The sequence below is a fragment of the Pedobacter sp. genome, from assembly GCF_965249885.1.
Taxonomy (GTDB): Bacteria; Bacteroidota; Bacteroidia; order Sphingobacteriales; family Sphingobacteriaceae; genus Pedobacter.
Genome location: NZ_OZ252254.1, coordinates 3,175,847 through 3,194,326 on the forward strand (window position 1 = coordinate 3,175,847; position 18,480 = coordinate 3,194,326).

Genomic DNA, 18,480 nt, shown 5'->3' on the forward strand with positions numbered 1-18,480 from the left:
GTTATTTTCTGTATGTTTATTTCTCCCCTAGTTTCCAGCCTTCGCGGTAATCTCTTTTTACAAATTGATTCACATCATCGAAGTTAGTTACTTTCATTTGATCATTATCCCACAGTAGTTTTCTGTATCTACCAGGGTAAGTTACCTTTCCTTTATCGTTAATTTTTTGCACGTCAGCCGCTCTAATCGCTAAGTTAGCCATTAGTAAACACTCTGTTAACGGGCCAGCAATTTCAAAAGGAGAACTTAATTCTTTTTTGCCATATCCGGCAATACAACCTTCAACCCATTGTCCGTAGTGTCCATTGGCCTGTCCAGGTACACGAGCAAGTTTTTGTGCTACGTTTAAGTTTTCATTTCTTGATAATGGCAATAACCTTGCTTTATCACCATAAGTGTTGGCCATCATTTTACCTTTAGTACCGATAAATAAGGTACCATTTCCACCATCACCAAATACCTCATCTGCACCTAGTTCTTCTGGTCTGGTAGGTTGGATACCACCGTCCATCCAATGTACTGTAACTTCGCCCTGCGTTTTATTTGTTTTAGGGAATTTAAGCGTCACATGACTTGAAGGAGGGCAGCTTTCTGGGAAATAACCACGTTTAAACTCATCTACATACACTGAACCAACACTTGCTTCCACTTCTGTAGCATATTTCAAATCAAGCACGCTAAAAGGAGCTTCTAGTAAGTGGCAGCCCATATCACCCAAAGCACCAGTGCCGTAATCCCACCAGCCACGCCAGTTAAACGGAACCAATTTTTCAACGTAATCCTTAGCTGGTGCAGTACCTAACCACAAATCCCAATCTAGCTCCTTTGGAACTTCAGCTTTATTTTTTGACCACGGAATACCCTGTGGCCACACCGGTCTGTCGGTCCAAGCGTAAATGGTATGTACATCGCCAATTAAACCAGCATCGTACCATTCTTTCAATAAACGAGGGCCATCATTACTAGCGCCTTGGTTACCCATTTGAGTAACTACCTTGTATTTTTTTGCCGCCGCAGTAAGTATTCTTGCTTCGTAAATATCGTGAGTTAGCGGTTTTTGTACGTAAACGTGTTTGCGCAGTTGCATTGCCGCCAATGCTTGTATAGCATGGTTATGATCGGGAGTAGAAACAGTTACTGCATCAAAGTTCTTATGCTCTTTGTCGTACATCTCTCGCCAATCTTTATAAAATTTGGCTTTAGGGAAACGTTTTACACTGTTGGCTGCTCGTCGCGTATCAACATCACATAGGTAGGCAATTTCAGCCTTTCCACTTTCGTGAATTAGTCGCAAATCGCTATCGCCTTTTCCACCAACACCCACACCAGCAACAATTAGCCTGTCGCTAGGTGCCAAATAACCTTTACCACCTAATACGTGGCGTGGAACAATAGTGAATGCTGTTGCAGCAACAGCTCCCATTTTTAGGAAGTTACGTCTGCTTTGGTTGTTATCTTGGTTCATATGTTTGGTTTAGAAGCCCGTCTTTACCTTCCCGAAAAGTAGGAGATGCACAGCGCAACCCTGCTCCTCAGGAGAGATAGAGGAGGGTGTTATTTCTTTAATGAAAGGATATATTTTGCCATCAGTTTTGCATCATTTTCAGACACTTTAGGATGCGGTGTCATAGGGATTTTGCCCCATACGCCCGAACCACCTTTGATGATTTTATCTGCCAAGTAAGCAATGTTTTTTTCGTTGCTAGGATATTTCTTAGCTACATCAGTATAGGATGGGCCAATTAATTTATTCACTTTGTGATGACAGCCGATACAATCTGACTTGTTGATCAACAACTCGCCGCCGCTCATTTGGATGGTTGTACTAGCAATTTTAGGTAGGGCAGAAGTAGTAATATTCACTGCTGGTTCCGCTTTTGGCTCAGGTTTAAACGCTGACAAAGTAGCTACAAAAACCGATGTAATTCCAAGGATTAAAAAAGTTCGTTTCATGTGTGTATTATATTTGAGATAATGTAAAGTAAAAAGTATGATCTAGCTATAAGCCTAATATTTTTTTGTTAAAATCTGCATCACTTCCAGCTGCGGCAAAATCATCAAAAGCTTTATCCGTTACATTAATGATATGCTTTTTAATGAATTCGGCACCTTCTCTAGCGCCATCCTGTTGATTTTTAATGCAGCACTCCCATTCCATAACGGCCCAACCTTTGTAATCGTATTGTGCTAATTTGCTAAAAATGGTTTTAAAGTCTACTTGCCCGTCTCCAGGAGAACGATATCGCCCGGCACGGTTTGCCCAACTTTGATAGCCACCAAAGGTGCCTTGTCTGCCAGTTGGATTAAATTCCGAATCTTTTACATGGAAAGCCTTGATACGTTCGTGATATAAATCAATGTATTGAATATAATCCAATTGTTGCAGTACAAAATGCGATGGATCGTACAATAAGCATGCTCTAGGATGCTGATTTACTTTGTCAAGAAACATTTCGTAGGTAATGCCATCAAATAAATCTTCACCTGGATGAATTTCATAGCACACATCTACGCCACATTGTTCGAATTCATTTAAAATAGGCAACCATCGTTTTGCAAGTTCTGTGAAAGCTTCATCAACCAAACCATCTGGACGTTGAGGCCAAGGATGGAAAAATTGCCATAGCAGGGAGCCACTGAAAGTAGCATGTGCATTTAAACCAAGGTTTTGAGAAGCTTTAGCAGCATATTTTAACTGTTGAATAGCCCACTCGGTACGTGCTTTAGGATTGTTTTTTACTTCAGGAGCTGCAAATGCATCAAAAAGTTCGTTGTAAGCAGGATGTACCGCCACTAATTGACCTTGTAAGTGAGTAGATAATTCTGTGATTTTTAAACCGTGAGCAGCTACTTTGCCAGTAAGCTCATCGGCGTAGGTCTTACTTTCAGCAGCCAGCTTTAAATCAATAAATCTGCTGTCCAACGTCGGCATTTGTATGCCTTTAAATCCTAAATCAGCTGCCCACCTACAAATATTATCTAAAGAGTTGAACGGCGCTTCGTCGCTGATGAATTGAGCTAAAAATACTGCAGGTCCCTTTATTGTTGTCATTAGTTTTCGATGTTTTAAACTGTAAAATCAAGCCATTTTTGAGTAGACTTACTTGAAGCTACTACATTTTCTATAAATGCCATTCCCCTTACGCCATCTTTTGCGGTAGGAAAATCTAACATTTCAGCCGTAGGCGTTTCACCATTTAGCTTTGCGCTTAATGTAAGTGCAAAGTTTCTGTAAATATTTGCGAAAGCTTCCAAATATCCCTCAGGGTGACCAGAAGGTGTTCTGCTGTTATGGCTTGCTGCCGCCGATAAGTAGCCATTTCCCGCTCGGTAAATTTGTGCTGGTTGATCTAGCCATTTCACCAACAAAGTGTTTGGCTCCATTTGATGCCATTCTAAACTGCCTTTTTCGCCATACACGTTAATACGCAAAGCATTTTCTTCGCCTGCGGCAATTTGACTAGCCATTAGCAAACCGTTGGCTCCATTATCAAATTTTAGAAGCACATTGCCATCGTCGTCTATAGCTCTGCCATTCACAACAATGTTTAAATCGGCACAAATTTTTGAAATCTGCAGTCCTGTGATATATTCCGCCAGTTGTGCAGCATGTGTTCCAATATCACCCATGCAGCCGCTGATGCCGCTTCTGGAAGGGTCTGTACGCCAAGCGGCTTGCTTGTTATCATCACCAGTGGCGTTACTCAGCCATCCTTGCGGATAGTTAACACATACCTTCCTTATCTTTCCGAAAACACCTTCTTTTACCATTGCTTTAGCTTGTTTCACCATAGGATAGGCCGAGTAGGTGTGGGTTAGTGCTAAAGTTAAACCCGTTTCCTCCACTTTTTGTTGCAATGCTTTCGCTTCAGCCAAGGTGAATGTTATGGGTTTATCTATCAGAACGTTAAAACCATTTTCTAAGGCCATCATTGCCGGCTCAAAGTGTAAATGGTTTGGTGTAACTATGCTAACAAATTGCATTCTTACCTCTGCTGGTAGCTTGCTTTCGGCCTCAAACATTTGCTTATATGAGGTGTACACACGGTCTTCTGGGAGAAAAAGTTCCTTTCCGGAGATTTTTGCATTGTCAGGATTTGAACTCAATGCACCACAGCAGAACTCGATTAATCCGTCAATATTAGCGGCGATGCGGTGTACAGCACCAATAAAGGCATTTTTACCACCGCCAACCATCCCCATTCTTATTTTTTGTTTCATATTTGAAGGTTGTAGGTAATAAGTTTTAAGTTTTACGTCACTAGTAAAACCTAGAACTTATTACCTACCACGTAAGACTTAAAGGTTACCTTTTTTTAATTCGTTTACGGCGTGGTCTGCGGCACGAGCTGTTAATGCCATAAATGTTAACGAAGGGTTTTGGCAGCCAATTGAAGGCATACAAGCACCATCAGTAACAAAAACATTTTTCACTTCATGCATTTGGTTCCATTCGTTAAGTACCGAAGTTTTAGGATCTTTGCCCATCCTTGCTGTACCCATTTCGTGGATTGCCATACCTGGATAACAGCCATTGTCGTAAGTTCTGATGTTTTTTGCACCGGCAGCTTCTAACATTTCGGCAGCGTCGTTCATCATATCCTGACGCATCTTTTTCTCATTATCCTTGTACTCGCAGTCAATAGCTAGCACCGGTTGTCCCCATTTATCTTTTTTGGTTTGATCAATGTAAACTCGATTTTCGTAGTAAGGTAGCATTTCGCCGAAGCCACCCATCCCCATGCGCCAAGCTCCAGGAGTAGTCATCTTTTGTTTAAACTCCGCACCGAAAGCTAATTCGGCCACATCTTTTTGCCAATTTTGTCTCGATGCACCACCTTGGTAGCCAAAACCTCTCAAGTAGTCGCGTTTATCTTTGCCAACATTTCTAAAGCGAGGAACGTAAATCCCGTTAGCTCTACGACCATAGGTGTAATATTTTTCGAAGCCATCAAAATCACCATCGGCTCCACAACGGAAATGGTGATCCATTAAATTGTGGCCAAGTTGTCCGCTGCCATTACCTAAACCGTTTGGATGAGCTTCAGAAGTAGAGTTCAATAGAATGAAAGTAGTTCCTAATGTAGAACCATTTACGAAAACAATTTTCGCATAAAACTCCATTGTCTTATTCGTTAACGCGTCAATTACTGCTACGCCTTTCGCTTTTTTAGTGTCCTTATCGTAAATAATGTGGTTTACAATAGAGTATGGTCTTAAGGTAAGATTTCCAGTTTCAACTGCCGCTGGTAGGGTAGAAGACTGGGTGCTGAAATATGCTCCGAAAGGACAGCCACGGCTACACAAGTTGCGGTATTGGCAGTTGCCTCTACCATTGTGTGGAACAGTTAAGTTCGCAACCCTACCGATGGTCAACAATCTTTCATTTCCCCATTTTTGCTTGATGCTTTCTTTTACAGATTTTTCAACGATGTTCAAATCCATAGGGGGCAGGAAATGTCCATCTGGTAAAACCTCTTGCAGGCCCTCATTTTGGCCACTGATTCCAGCAAATTTCTCCACATAATCGTACCATGGCGATATATCTTTATATCTAATTGGCCAGTCGCTTCCGTAGCCATCTTTTGCGTTCTCTTCAAAGTTTAAGTCGCCAAAACGATAGCTCTGACGTCCCCACATTAAGGATTTTCCACCAACATGGAAGCCACGATACCAGTCAAATCGTTTTACCTCCGTGTAAGGGCACTCCAAGTCGTTTACCCACCATTTTTCGGTTACTTCATTGTACGGATAATCACGCTTTTGAACAGGGTGGGTACGCTTCATTTCTTCGGTTAACCTGCCTGCGTGTTTGATGTCCCAAGGGTTTTTCATGGCCCCATCATAATCTTTGATGTGCTCAATGTTCATCCCTCTTTCTAACATCAGTACTTTTAAGCCCTTTTCTGTGAGTTCTTTGGCAGCCCAACCACCACTTATGCCCGAACCTACTACGATAGCATCGTAAGTATTTTCGGCTTTTAGGTTTATGTTTAAGTTCATTTTATTTCGGTTTTTATATATGGTAGATGTATTTTTAGGTAGCCCAAGATTTCTGGCCTGGTTTTAACGGATAAGCGCCATCATAGCTTCCCGGAATTGCTACATATTCGCGGGCTTTGGTACAACCAATTTCCGAGGAGAAATAGCCTAATGAGGTGAGATCACGCACTACTGTGAAAAAATAAGTGATATCTACCATTTCAGGAACCTTATTCGACTTCTGATCTAAGGTTTCTTGTCTAAGTACTGTTAGCATTTTCTTACGTTCAGCTAGTGGGATCAGTGCAAAACTCTTCTTGTAAGTTTTTTTAGCACGAGCTTCAAATGCATTCAAGCCGTTGTAGAAAGATTGTTGTTGTTTAGCGGTGTAACAATCGTTGATCATCATAGGAATGAATTTTCCTACACCTGCAGCTTTAGCACCTGCTGATGACTTAGTGGTAGGGATAATTACATCTGCAATTTCGGTTAACGTTTTAAGTTGTTCTGCCGTAAAAGTAACAGCATTTTTTTCACCTTCCGGTATCGTGTAGCTGCTGAACAACATATCGGTAGTGCTAGCCGATATCGCCGTTCCCAAAAGTATTGCTACACTTCTCAGTGCTTCTCTTCTGTCCATATTTTTGGTTTATATTGGTTTTGTAAGTGTTATTTTTACACGATGTAATTTAACGTAATAATAACAATTAAAAATTACTTATCAATGTGTGTTACAAACTTGGTACAATATTTTTTTAATTAATGATTTTAACACCTAGCTAACGACTCACTCATCGATTTTGCTTAAGTTTTCTAGCTATAAAATCAGTTCAATTTACAGAGAATGTCTGCGATTAAAAAAATCTCCCATTATTCAAACTTGACCTAGTTGCTAAATATCAAAAAACTAAAATTAGCTATTTTTAAATTCAAATATAACTATTCGAAATATTTTTTTATTTCATTATGTTTCGTTTGGTGCGATTATGTCTTTCGTTATCTGTTGGTGGTTATTTAATTATTTCCGATTCTTTCTTGGTAATCTATGTAAGATTTTGAATTACATTTAGTTATATTGAAATTTCGATTTTTTTTAAGTTTTTTAGGACTTAGCTTTGATGTGATTTATATTTTAACTTGAGGTATTATCGTACTCACTTGTATAGTAAGTGGTCGTAGTGAGTAAATGATGGCGCACTTCTGAGCATCGATAAATAAGCTAATCCATCGCCACTACAACTTCTTCCGGTTTGTCAAATTGGTATAACTTGCACGTCATTTGCTGTTAAAAGAAGAAAGCTGGGGTCTAATCTTTTTCGATTGCTCAGTATGGTGCTCTATCTGGTTAATTTATTCAACGTAAGTCTATAAGAATTAAGTTCCTTTCAACGTTACGGTGAAATCAATTTTAACTGTCTGATATAAATTTGCAGGAATTTCTAGATTGCATTCGTTTTTTTACCTTTGTCAAATTTCGATTTACACATGAGTGATAAGATACTTGTTTTAGGTTCAAACGGACAAATAGGCACCGAACTAGTAACCGCTTTAAGGGAGGGTTACGGAAGCGATAATGTAATCGCTTGTGATATCCGCCGACCAGATTACGAAATTAAAAATGCCGGTCCTTTTGAATTTGTAAACGTTTTAGATAAAGATATTTTAAAAGCCGTTTTTGAAAAGTATAAGCCAACTCAAGTATACTTGCTCGCTGCTTTACTCTCTGCAACTGGCGAGCAAAATCCGAAACTGGCTTGGGATTTAAACATGAACGGCCTGTTGAATGTACTAGATTTAGCGTTGGTTTATAAAACTGCCAAAGTTTATTGGCCAAGTTCTATTGCTGTTTTTGGGCCTAATTCTCCAAAAGTTAATACCCCGCAATTTTGTACGATGGATCCAAATACGGTTTATGGCATAAGTAAACTCGCAGGTGAACGTTGGTGCGAATATTACCATCAAAAATATGGCTTAGATGTAAGAAGTATCAGATATCCAGGATTGATTAGCTGGAAAGCGGCACCTGGTGGCGGTACCACAGATTATGCCGTTCATATTTTTCATGAAGCACTTAAAAAGGGAAGTTATTCTTCATTTTTATCGGCAGAAACAGAGCTGCCTATGATGTACATGGACGACGCAATTAGGGGAACGATACAATTGATGGATGCGCCGGCAGAAAAACTTACAATTAGATCGAGCTATAATTTTGCAGGGGTAAGTTTTACTCCAGAAATTTTAGCTGCGGAAATTAAAAAACACATTCCCGATTTTAAACTAAATTACTCGGAAAATGACCCTAGGCAAGAAATTGCCGACAGCTGGCCGAAATCTATTGATGACAGTTATGCCAATAAGGAATGGGGCTGGAAACCAGATTTTGATTTGGCTAAAATGACGGCAGACATGTTAATGAATTTAAAGAAATAAAAAAGTATCAGGTATAAGGATTTAGGTCTTAGGTTCGACCTTCGTCTAAATGCTAAATACTCACTACTAAATACTACAACAATGGGAAGAGCATTCGAATTTAGAAAAGAAAGAAAATTTAAGCGTTGGGCCAAAATGGCGGTACAATTTACCCGTATCGGTAAAGATATTGTAATTGCCGTTAAAGATGGTGGTCCTCATCCAGAAACTAACTCTCGTTTACGTACAGCTATACAAAATGCTAAGGCTGTAAATATGCCAAAGGACAGAGTGGACGCAGCAATTAAACGTGCTTCGGACAAATCAATGGCCAACTATGAGGAAATTGTTTACGAAGGCTACGCCCCGCATGGCGTAGCCGTGTTGATTGAAACTGCTACAGATAATACTAACAGAACAGTTGCTAATGTGCGCAGTTATTTCAATAAAACCAACGGCTCTTTAGGTAAAACCGGTTCTTTAGATTTCGTTTTCAGCCGCAAATCAATTTTTAGGTTTGCGCCTACCGACGATTTAGATTTGGAAGAGTTAGAGTTTGAACTAATTGACGCAGGTTTAGAAGAACTTTACGTTGAAGCTGATGAAGAAGGAAATGATATTGTTGTTGCGCAGGGAGCTTTCGAAGATTTTGGTCGCTTGCAGAAGGCAATTGAGGAGAAAGGCATTGAGTTGAAGAGCTCCAAATTGGAACGTATTGCATTATCACATCATGAAGTTACAGAAGAACAGGCTGTGGACGTAATGAAGTTAATTGATAAATTGGAAGAGGACGACGACGTTCAAGCGGTTTATCATAACATGGCTGAATAGAATTTGAATAAGACAAACTTAAAAAAAGCTTGAAGGTTTCTTCGGGCTTTTTTTGTGTCGATCTTTTTAAGAGCAATACCTCCTGTGCAGCTAATTAGCTTTCAAACTGATAATGTTCGGGATCAGTATCAGTTAGCTAGAAATATGGTATATTATTGTAATTCAGATAAATGATAATCGAACTTGGGTTGACGTAAATTTTTCAAGAGCTGTAAAAGCATTTAACCCGACTCTCGTTTACAAAGGTCGTCTTAGAAAATAAAAACCCGCAGGCTAAAAGCGCTACGGGGTTAGTAATATTTTTGAGTGTTAGCCAGGCCTGTGTTTCAGGCTGTTAAACACCAAACTGCTTCAAATGATGATCCAAATGTTTGTAGAACATGTTGTTCCATTCGTTAGCGTCAAGCGCACCGAAAGAGTGTGAAACTTTGCCATCAAAAGCTGAAGCTCCTAAAACTTGCGTTTGTTTAATGTAATCAATCAACCTTATTTTTTCTGCTTCAAATTCTTTCTGCTCTGTAATCAAAAAAGCAGGCGCAGTCTTCGAACTTTTTGGGAAAGGTTTATCAGTAACCACTTGTTGCTTAACAAACCATTTGAGTATCAAACCCATCCCGAAGCTTGGCTTCGGATGTTTATCCGTATAAACCATTTCGTATGTTACGCAACAATGAGCAAGCATTTGGGCTGCGTTCATGGTACCCCATAAAGGTTGTGAGTTAGCGGATAGTTGGTTAATTCTTTCAATAACTGCCTCTGCTACAGTTTTGGTAAAAATGTTAGGTAAATCCATATTTTAACAATTTAATGTGCATATCATTACGCCAAAATTAATTGAAGATAACATGAGTCGGGTTTACTTTTACAACTCCGCACTAAACTTTTTTTTTAGCTCGCCGCTAGGCTCTTACTTTTTTCATGATTTGTTTATTTTTTTGGTATTCAAGCTTTCGCTATGCTCAGGTTTGATCGCAAAAAGTAACAAAAACTCTCGGTTGCTTATTTATTCAGCGTAATTTTATTTTCAATTGTTTTCATGCTTGCTTCGCAGGTTTCTTTAAAAGAAAGTGCTTTGGCTTACTAGTGCATCCCGAATACCGCAAAGCGCTCTTTAACACCATTAAAACAAAATAAAACTTGTTAAAAAATAAAAGACCGAAAATTAGCTGAACGAAGATTTGAGGTGCTATCGCTAGCAAATAACATAATTCTCGTATCCCTAACTCACGTTAAAGATAAGATTATTTATGGTGCGAAAATAACCAAGGAAATAATTCCGGCTCTGCAAACGCACTGTCCCAACTGTTATGGTTCGCTTTTAAATAAACGGTAAATTTAGGCTCGTGTCCCAGTTTTTTTAATTCGCGATATATGTTGTAAGAAAATTGTGGCGTTACCACGTCATCCAACCCACCATGAAAAATCCAAAGCGGTACATTTTTATATTTCTTTACATTCTCTACGTTGTCTCCACCGCAGATGGCAAAGGCAGCAGCAAAGGTGTTCGGTTTTCTTCTTAAAATTTCGAAGGTGCCCATGCCGCCCATTGATAGGCCGCCCACGTAAATTTTCGTAGGATCAACAAAGCTATTTTTGAAATACTTATCTGTAAATGACAATAACAGTGACATTGCTTCTGTTGGCTTTCCGCCCTTTACAAAAGTGAAAAAGCGTTTATTTTGAACTGACTCAATTTCAACATTTGCCCAATAGCTTTCTTCTGAACATTGCGGAAAAATCGTAATTATCTCATTTTGGTTTCTAAAGTTTTCGTCAAGGAACATTTTTGCCCCATGTGTCAACTGTTTCTGATTGTCGTTACCGCTCTCCCCACGGCCGTGTAAAAATAGTACCACTGGATATTTTTTTGCGGCATCGAAATTCTTCGGATAAAGGATGCGATATCTTAGCGTATCTCCGTTGGTAACGAGAACTTCTTTTTTGTATAACGAAAAGTCCTGTGCGAAAGCGCTAAAACTGACTAGGGTGATGATTAGGAATACTTTTATAGTTTTCATAATTGTTTGAAATTGCTTTTTCTGCCTATTTGCAACAACGAAATATAAAAAAAGACTTACGAGTTTCAAAAACTTCGTAAGTCTTTAAAAATGGTAGCAAATTTCGTCTAGACTATGAGAAGTGCTATCAAATTATGTGATGGTCTACTTCATCAATTTAAAATCAACTTCTTTTACGTCACTTGAATTAGTGCCAATAAACGCTTTGAAGTCTCCCGGCTCAGAAACATATTTCAATTGACTGTTGTAAAACCTCAACATTTCTTCACTAATTTGAAAAGTAACGTTTTTTGATTCACCAGGTTTTAAGCTGATTTTTTGAAAGCCTTTCAACTCTTTTACAGGTCTGGTACTTGTACCTACTAAATCTCTAATGTAAAGTTGCACTACTTCTTCACCGGCATATTTACCACTATTGGAAACAGTGGTGCTTACACTAATTTGCTGTCCTGGCTTTAGCGTATTACCGCTAAGTTTTATATCGCCGTAGGTAAATGTAGTGTAGCTTAGCCCGTAGCCAAAAGGATATAGAGGATCGTTACTTACATCTAAGTAATTAGACCAAAATCTGGTAAACCATTTCTTGTCGCCAAGTGGCCGGCCAGTGTTTTTATGGGCATAGTATAAAGGAATTTGCCCAACGTTTTGAGGAAAAGTCATAGTAATTTTCCCTGAAGGATTTACATCGCCAAACAATACATCTCCGATAGCTCTAGCCGCTTCAACACCACCAAACCAAACATTCAGGATAGCAGGAACATTTTGTTGCTCCCAGGTTAAAGTCATAGGACGGCCAGCAAACAATACCAAAACTACCGGTTTGCCAGTTTGCAATAACGCTGCTAACAAACGTCGTTGTGTATCAGGAATGCCGATGTCAGTACGGCTGGAGCTTTCACCACTCATTTCGGAAGCTTCGCCCAAAGCCGCCACTATAACGTCGGCTTTTTCAGCTACTTTTACCGCTTCCGCTATAATTTCGCTTTCAGGTCGGTTATCACGAGGAATGTCGCGGCCGTGAGCGGTACCCCAAATCTGTTGGTTAGGATCGCCGATTAGGTTGGAGCCTAAGGCATAGGTGATTTTAACATTATTGCCAGCTACTTCGGTTAAGCCTTGTAGTAATGTTGGAACTTTTGACATATCTGCATTTACGCTCCAAGTGCCAGGCATATTAGATGCAGTATTTGCTAACGGTCCAACTAAAGCGATAGTGCCTTTGCGCTGTAGTGGTAAAGTTTGTTTATCGTTTTTTAGCAACACGAAGGTTTTTGTAGCAGCTTCACGAGCGAATCTTAAATTCTCAGCGTTTAGAATTTCTTTTGCTGCACGCTCTTCATTACAATACTTGAATGGATCATCAAACAAACCTAATTTATATTTTGCTTCTAAAATTAGTCGGCAAGCCATGTTGATTTGGGCAATTGTAACTTTCCCTTCATTCAAGTTCTGCTTCAAGGTAGTAAGAAAGCCTTCACTCACCATATCCATATCGGTGCCAGCTTTTAAAGCCAAGCCTGATACAGTTTTCAGATCTCCTAAACCATGTGCCATTAACTCGCTTACACCAGTGTAATCAGACGCTACAAATCCTTTGAATCCCCACTCTTTACGCAGTAAATCGGTTAGAAGCCACTTGTTGGCCGTAGCCGGAACACCGTTGATATCATTGAACGAAACCATTACACTACCAGCGCCCGCATCGATAGCAGCTTTATATGGTGGCAGATATTCATTGTACATCCTGTCAAAACTCATGTCGGTAGTATTGTAGTCTCTACCAGCTTCGGCTGCGCCATAAAGTGCTAAGTGTTTTACGCAAGCCATCATGGTATTTACAGCTTTCAGGTCGTTTCCTTGATAACCTTTAACCATCACTTTGGCAATTTCGGATCCTAAATAAGGATCCTCGCCACTTCCTTCAGCTGCACGCCCCCAACGTGGATCCCGTGCTAAGTCAACCATAGGAGAAAAAGTCCAGTTTAGACCGTCGGCAGTTGCTTCAGTAGCCGCTACTCTTGCTGTTTTTTGGATCATGGGTAAATCCCAACTTGCAGCTAACGCTAATGGTATAGGGAATGTAGTTTTGTAACCGTGTATCACATCTTGCCCAAAAATCAATGGTATTTTTAGACGGCTGCGCATAGCGATTTCCTGAGCTTTTCTAATTTTTTGTGGTGTAGTTAAACTAAAAATTCCACCAACATTTCCTTTGGCAATTTTCGATTCTACACCGGTGCTTACAGCAGCGCCCGTTGTAGCCTCGCCACCAGTTACTAAGTTAAGCTGACCAATCTTTTCATCAATAGTCATCTTTGACATTAGACCACTGATGAAAGTATCCATTTTTTGTTTTTCAGTAATTTGCGTTTTTTTTTGAGCTATCGCGTAGAAATTACTTATTACTATTAATGCTAAAAAACACTTGAATTTATTCATTTTGGTTATATTATAATTCGTTCTAATCTGTTAGTCAATTTTTTTTATCTCACTTTTTTGAGATACTCCATTTTGATTTATGGCTTCTATCGAGAAATAATAGGTTTTTTCACTATCCATAGCTTTAAACCAGTATTCATTAAAATCATGAATCATGATGCAGTTGTAGAGTTTGTTTGGCGAAGTTCCATAGTATAAATTGTATGCAAATGCATTATCAACTGGGGACCATTTGATGTAGGCACTCCGCTTGTCTTTTTCGGTTCTCAATATTATAAGTTCATTTACCTTACTTGGGACGGCGCCATTACCGTTACCGAATACCCTAAATCCGCTGATAGCAAATTTTCCTGTTGGCATGTGGATATTAACCAACTTCAAAAATCTGGCTTGAACTGGTTGGGAAAGTTCAATGTAATCATGTGGAACATCAGTTTTATTGTTACTTTTATCAGCGAGGATTGTCCATTTTTTTCCATCGATTGAATATAGCAATTGGTACTGATGAAATATATTTGTCCGCTTTCCTAAAAATTCTACATCCTGATCAGCGTAGTTAAGTTGCACGGCATTCACGGTAGAGATTTGACCTAAATCTGTCTGTATCCATTCTCCGCTGTTAGCAGTTTTTGCACTCCAGTAAGTTTTGATATTTTCGTCGACTGCGTTATTTGCATTAAAGTTGCCTAAAGTAGAAGAAACAGTGACAGGCGTTTTATAATTGATGAGCATCCATCCCGGACCCGCAGGGCCATTAGGTTTACGTTCAGACGGAAGATAAAGTGGGTAATCACCAAATGCAGTATTGCACCACATTGCGTCATCGTTATCAAAACCTGCTGGCCAAATTCCTATTCTTCTTTCCCAAGTGCTTTTTACACAAACTATACTGGTAGAAACATGCCAATAATTAGCATTATTGTCTTGAAAGGTGGCTCCGTGGCCTGCCCCTCTACTAAATCCGCCGGGTTTAAAACTTAGTGGATCTGATTGTGGAACGGTTGGAAAGTTTTCGAACAATGGCCTGTCGCCAACCACCACGCCATCTGCATAGCCACTAAACTCCGTTCCGGGCGCTCCATATTGAAAATAGTATTTTCCGTTATGCTTGGTCATCCATGCTCCTTCAATAAACGGATCCAGGAAAGTGTTGTCCATATGCTCGCCAAATCGTTGCCATCCGTAGCGCCAATCTTCTAATACATACATAGGAACACGGGAACTTTTTGGTTTAAAGGTTTTTCTATCTAGTTCTACACCGTAAACTGGATATTTATTACTGCTTCCATTGTACATATAAAATCTGCCGTCATCGTCTGTAAAAAAGGCTGGGTCCCAGCCGCCAATATCCAAGGAATCAACAAGGGGAAACCATTTGTTGTTTTTCGGATCCGTGCTTCCCCAGAGCGTAAAGTTTTTTGAGTATGTACTGCCAAACACCACTACGGTATCGCCAATAATCCCAACACCTGGTGCACACAGTTCATCTAACACATTGTTCCAAGGGCGTAAAAACTTTCTCTCATGGAATTTCCAATTTAGCATATCTGAACTTTCCCAATATCCCCATTGGTTAGTGCTAAACAGAAGAAAGTCACCTTTATAGTTCACAATAACAGGGTCGGCAGTGGCACGATGTTTACCCCAAGCTGCGAATTCAGGGAACGGTGTATATCCGTAATCTAGATTCACCGGATTACAATAGGTTTTAGCTTGTCCAAAGCAGCTTAGTGTGGTAAAAATGAAAGCTAATTTTATAATAATTATCTTCATTAAAATCTATTTTGAATACGTGAAACCTAGTTTTGTTAACCCTTGCTGAATTTCTGGAGCGCTCATAAATAGATTCCAAATTAAGCCACTTCGACCGTTTTCAATCATCACTACAATTGGACCTTGGTCAATGCCTAGATACCGTTTTGGATACCAGTCTGCTGTTTCACTATAAGCATCATAAAATCCAAATTCTCCCCACACTTTATCCTTCATGTTTTCGTATAGATTTCTGATTACCTGCATACTTTGCTTTGGTGCATATGGATAAGACGAAAGGGCTGCGGTGGGAGTTATTACGCCGAAATCTTCATCTGGCATATGTGCGGCATAGCCTTTTACGGAGTAACTAGCGGTTAAGCCCCAAGAGGCTTTTCCATAGCCTTTATACTTTTTTGGGTTGGCAATTGCATAATCATAATTGATTAACGTTTGATTCCTATTTTCTTGCCAATAGTCAGCATATTTATCCTTTAACCCCTTCGGATTTAACCCCAAGTATGAATAATGTGCCCAAAAAAGCGGGCCTATACTTTCGCCAACTACATTGTGTTTCAATTTTATTGGATGACCATAAAGAGAAATATCAGTATTAATTGCACCATTCTTAGCCCAACCTTGGTGGTATACTTCTGCAGGAACGCCGTGTGTTGGAGAGCTGGCCGCTAAAACGTAGGTAATTAAGCATTCGTTATAACCTGTGATGGCAAAATTCATTTCCCAAGCTACCGTTGGCGACCAGTGCCAATACAGAACGTTTTCGTCATTTCTCCTGTAGAAATTCCAATCTATACCTTTCCAAAGTTCATCCGCTTTTTGAGCTAATGCTTTCTCGCTTGCATTTCCGTTGGCATAATATTGCCTTACACATATTAAAGCCTGAGCCAAGAAAGATGTCTCTACTAAATCGCCCGCATCATCATTCTTTCCAAATGGTTTTGCCTTTCCGTTCGGAAACATCCAATGCGCCCAAGCACCATGGAATCTGTCCGCTTTCCCTAAAAAATCCAGTCCTTTTTTCAGGTGCTGAAATCCTTGCTCTTTGGTAATGAATTGGCGTTCCATGGCTACTAAAGTTCCCATTATACCGAAGCCGCTTGCTCCAGTAGCGACGATGTTTTTATCGTTGTCTGGATAAATATTATCCTCATGATACCGTTCTCTTGCTAAACCGGAAATCGGCTCGGCACCTTCGTAAAAGTACTTATAGGTTTGTTTTTGGACCTCTGTAAGCAATTGATCATCTGTTAATTTTATACCTGTAGTTTTTTTACTGACTGAACAGCTTCCAAAAAGGGCAAGGAAAGGAATTAATAAATACTTAGTTTTCATTTGTGTGTGTTGTTATAAGTTTGGGCTTGAAAAACCGAGGTTAGTCATTCCTGTTTTAATTTCAGGTGCGCTCATAAGTAAGTTCCATAGCAGCTTGCTACGATAATTTTCTATCATGACAATGATTGGTCCTTGGTCAATTGCTAAGTGAGAAGTAGCAAACCAAGGTTCGTTCAAATTAAAAGCATCTACAAATCCATACTCCTTCCAAATTTTATCTCCCAATTTATAATAGAAGAATTTTAATGCTGCCATTGACTGTTCTGGCGTATACGGGAATGAGGATAGTGCAGCAGTAGGTGCGATTACGCCTCTGTCGTTGGTGGGCGAACTGGCCGTATAACCTCCTGGGATATCGCTAGCGGTTAATCCCCAACAATTGGCACCATAGCCATAGTTTTTAGCCGGATTTGCCACGCAATAATTGTAGTTAATCATTGCGTGGGCTTTGTTTTGTGTTTCATAGTTAGCATAGGTGTCAGTCAATCCGTTAGGATTAATTCCAAGGAACGAATAATGAGAAAAAAATAAAGGTCCTCCGCCGGCACTTCCTAATGGTAATTGCACACCATAATAAGAATTGCCATTTTTCATCGTGCCGTTTTTGGCAAAACCTTCGTCATAAACAGCCTTTGATATGGCGTAGGTAGGGGAGGAAGCCGCTAAGATATAAGTGATTAAGCATTCATTCCATCCTTGGATCTTTAAGTTCATATCCCAGTTGTAGTTGGGACTCCAATGCCAGTAAAGCGAATTGGTCCCGTTGCGGTACCAACTCCATTCTACCTGGTTATATAATTGAGTGATGTCGTTTCTTAAGGTAGTTTCGGCAGCTGTGGTGCCGTTGAAGTATTGGCGGGCGCTAAGTAAACCTGCCATCAAAAAGGAAGTTTCAACTAAGTCGCCACCGTTGTCTTTAGTACTAAAAGCAATGGTTTTCCCAGTGTTTCCGTCTAGCCAGTGAGCATATGCCCCGTGGTAACGGTCTGCAGTTTTTAAAAAGTTTACTATCTGCTGTATTCTAGCTATTCCATCTGTTCTGGTAATAAAGTTACGATGGATACCAGCGATCATCGCCATTACGCCAAAGCCAGTGCCACCAGAGGTAACTGTGTTTCCGGATGTGTTTCTTTCCCGGGCCATGCCACTCGTTGGGTGCCCGAAGTCCCAAAAGTATTTAAATGTTTGTTGTTGCACTAAGGTGAGCAAGTCCTCATCAGCTATCCGTGGAAACTTATCCGTGTCGCTAACTGCGGTGAGTAAAGTAACAGTAATACCAGTCTGTAATTTTTCGCCCTTTGTATTTAGTAAACCCGTACCAACATTTAAAACGTATTTTGTAATAGGTTGTAATTGGGGTTGTATAACAAGGGTGTTATTATTGTTTTCAAAAGAGGTAACAAATGCAATCGATGCGCCGCTGCCATCATTCATCGTAATATTTGAATTAACGGTGCTGGGATTGATTGCTGTAGAGAATGTTATTTTTACTATTGGCGAGTTATTTACGCCGTAATAGGTAAATCCGTTGAAAGTGTCGTTTACTTTTAGATCCGAAAATGAATAGGTTGATGGTGGAGTAACGGGATCGGGGGATGTAGATGTTTCGTTTTTTTTACAAGAACTAACGAAAAATATAAATAATGCAATTGATAAATAATTTAACCTATTCATGCTTTTAAATTTTTAAAGGGCT

The 18,480-nt window shown here is 39.8% G+C and carries 14 protein-coding genes; 2 read left to right on the forward strand and 12 right to left on the reverse strand.

Annotated elements, in window-relative coordinates:
• Window positions 1–16 precede the first annotated feature (16 nt).
• From ACY2A0_RS13530 to ACY2A0_RS13555, 6 genes are all read right to left on the reverse strand, one after another.
• Window positions 17–1,465 carry a Gfo/Idh/MocA family protein gene (locus ACY2A0_RS13530; protein ID WP_461790012.1) on the reverse strand — a complete coding sequence of 483 codons (1,449 nt, stop codon included), beginning with the start codon at window positions 1,463–1,465 and terminating at the stop codon, window positions 17–19.
• Window positions 1,466–1,554: 89 nt separating this feature from the next.
• Window positions 1,555–1,953: a c-type cytochrome gene (locus tag ACY2A0_RS13535; protein ID WP_461790013.1), complete on the reverse strand. Its 399-nt coding sequence runs from the start codon at window positions 1,951–1,953 to the stop codon at window positions 1,555–1,557.
• A gap of 46 nt (window positions 1,954–1,999) precedes the next feature.
• Window positions 2,000–3,052 (reverse strand): sugar phosphate isomerase/epimerase family protein, encoded by a 1,053-nt coding sequence (locus ACY2A0_RS13540; RefSeq protein WP_461790014.1) that lies wholly within the window; start codon window positions 3,050–3,052, stop codon window positions 2,000–2,002.
• A 14-nt stretch (window positions 3,053–3,066) separates the two neighbouring features.
• Window positions 3,067–4,221 (reverse strand): Gfo/Idh/MocA family protein, encoded by a 1,155-nt coding sequence (locus ACY2A0_RS13545; protein ID WP_461790015.1) that lies wholly within the window; start codon window positions 4,219–4,221, stop codon window positions 3,067–3,069.
• 78 nt (window positions 4,222–4,299) lie between these two features.
• Entirely contained in the window at window positions 4,300–6,003 is a 1,704-nt protein-coding gene (locus ACY2A0_RS13550; RefSeq protein WP_461790016.1) for a GMC oxidoreductase, read from the reverse strand.
• A gap of 34 nt (window positions 6,004–6,037) precedes the next feature.
• Window positions 6,038–6,622: a gluconate 2-dehydrogenase subunit 3 family protein gene (locus tag ACY2A0_RS13555; RefSeq protein WP_461790017.1), complete on the reverse strand. Its 585-nt coding sequence runs from the start codon at window positions 6,620–6,622 to the stop codon at window positions 6,038–6,040.
• Window positions 6,623–7,467: 845 nt separating this feature from the next.
• Between ACY2A0_RS13555 and ACY2A0_RS13560 the strand changes: the two genes are divergently transcribed.
• On the forward strand, window positions 7,468–8,412 hold the full coding sequence (locus ACY2A0_RS13560; RefSeq protein ID WP_461790018.1) for an NAD-dependent epimerase/dehydratase family protein: 945 nt from the start codon (window positions 7,468–7,470) through the stop codon (window positions 8,410–8,412).
• Between the two features lie 81 nt (window positions 8,413–8,493).
• A complete protein-coding gene (locus ACY2A0_RS13565; RefSeq protein ID WP_461790019.1) occupies window positions 8,494–9,222 on the forward strand; it encodes a YebC/PmpR family DNA-binding transcriptional regulator in 729 nt (242 codons plus the stop codon).
• Between the two features lie 334 nt (window positions 9,223–9,556).
• Here ACY2A0_RS13565 and ACY2A0_RS13570 read toward each other — a convergent pair whose 3' ends face one another.
• The 6 genes from ACY2A0_RS13570 to ACY2A0_RS13595 all read right to left on the reverse strand — a co-directional run bounded on the left by ACY2A0_RS13570 (window position 9,557) and on the right by ACY2A0_RS13595 (window position 18,458).
• The gene (locus tag ACY2A0_RS13570) at window positions 9,557–10,015 is read right to left on the reverse strand and encodes a DUF1569 domain-containing protein (RefSeq protein ID WP_461790020.1); all 459 of its coding nucleotides are present in this window, start codon (window positions 10,013–10,015) and stop codon (window positions 9,557–9,559) included.
• 448 nt (window positions 10,016–10,463) lie between these two features.
• On the reverse strand, window positions 10,464–11,240 hold the full coding sequence (locus tag ACY2A0_RS13575) for a carboxylesterase family protein (RefSeq protein WP_461790021.1): 777 nt from the start codon (window positions 11,238–11,240) through the stop codon (window positions 10,464–10,466).
• A 144-nt stretch (window positions 11,241–11,384) separates the two neighbouring features.
• Complete coding sequence (bglX, locus tag ACY2A0_RS13580; RefSeq protein WP_461791575.1) at window positions 11,385–13,586, reverse strand: beta-glucosidase BglX; 2,202 nt, start codon at window positions 13,584–13,586, stop codon at window positions 11,385–11,387.
• Between the two features lie 123 nt (window positions 13,587–13,709).
• A complete protein-coding gene (locus ACY2A0_RS13585) occupies window positions 13,710–15,452 on the reverse strand; it encodes a discoidin domain-containing protein (RefSeq protein ID WP_461790023.1) in 1,743 nt (580 codons plus the stop codon).
• A gap of 6 nt (window positions 15,453–15,458) precedes the next feature.
• On the reverse strand, window positions 15,459–16,784 hold the full coding sequence (locus ACY2A0_RS13590; RefSeq protein ID WP_461791576.1) for a glucoamylase family protein: 1,326 nt from the start codon (window positions 16,782–16,784) through the stop codon (window positions 15,459–15,461).
• Window positions 16,785–16,796: 12 nt separating this feature from the next.
• Window positions 16,797–18,458, reverse strand: coding sequence for a glucoamylase family protein (locus ACY2A0_RS13595; protein WP_461790025.1), 1,662 nt, complete (start codon window positions 18,456–18,458; stop codon window positions 16,797–16,799).
• Between the last annotated feature and the right edge of the window lie 22 nt (window positions 18,459–18,480).

Bases quoted from the DNA above. Each gene is read 5' to 3' on its own strand.
- ACY2A0_RS13535 (WP_461790013.1), bottom strand. From the start codon at position 1,953: ATGAAACGAACTTTTTTAATCCTTGGAATTACATCGGTTTTTGTAGCT.
- ACY2A0_RS13565 (WP_461790019.1), top strand. From the start codon at position 8,494: ATGGGAAGAGCATTCGAATTTAGAAAAGAAAGAAAATTTAAGCGTTGG.
- ACY2A0_RS13555 (WP_461790017.1), bottom strand. From the start codon at position 6,622: ATGGACAGAAGAGAAGCACTGAGAAGTGTAGCAATACTTTTGGGAACG.
- ACY2A0_RS13575 (WP_461790021.1), bottom strand. From the start codon at position 11,240: ATGAAAACTATAAAAGTATTCCTAATCATCACCCTAGTCAGTTTTAGC.
- ACY2A0_RS13585 (WP_461790023.1), bottom strand. From the start codon at position 15,452: ATGAAGATAATTATTATAAAATTAGCTTTCATTTTTACCACACTAAGC.
- ACY2A0_RS13540 (WP_461790014.1), bottom strand. From the start codon at position 3,052: ATGACAACAATAAAGGGACCTGCAGTATTTTTAGCTCAATTCATCAGC.
- ACY2A0_RS13570 (WP_461790020.1), bottom strand. From the start codon at position 10,015: ATGGATTTACCTAACATTTTTACCAAAACTGTAGCAGAGGCAGTTATT.
- ACY2A0_RS13595 (WP_461790025.1), bottom strand. From the start codon at position 18,458: ATGAATAGGTTAAATTATTTATCAATTGCATTATTTATATTTTTCGTT.
- ACY2A0_RS13550 (WP_461790016.1), bottom strand. From the start codon at position 6,003: ATGAACTTAAACATAAACCTAAAAGCCGAAAATACTTACGATGCTATC.
- ACY2A0_RS13560 (WP_461790018.1), top strand. From the start codon at position 7,468: ATGAGTGATAAGATACTTGTTTTAGGTTCAAACGGACAAATAGGCACC.
- bglX (WP_461791575.1), bottom strand. From the start codon at position 13,586: ATGGATACTTTCATCAGTGGTCTAATGTCAAAGATGACTATTGATGAA.
- ACY2A0_RS13545 (WP_461790015.1), bottom strand. From the start codon at position 4,221: ATGAAACAAAAAATAAGAATGGGGATGGTTGGCGGTGGTAAAAATGCC.
- ACY2A0_RS13530 (WP_461790012.1), bottom strand. From the start codon at position 1,465: ATGAACCAAGATAACAACCAAAGCAGACGTAACTTCCTAAAAATGGGA.
- ACY2A0_RS13590 (WP_461791576.1), bottom strand. From the start codon at position 16,784: ATGAAAACTAAGTATTTATTAATTCCTTTCCTTGCCCTTTTTGGAAGC.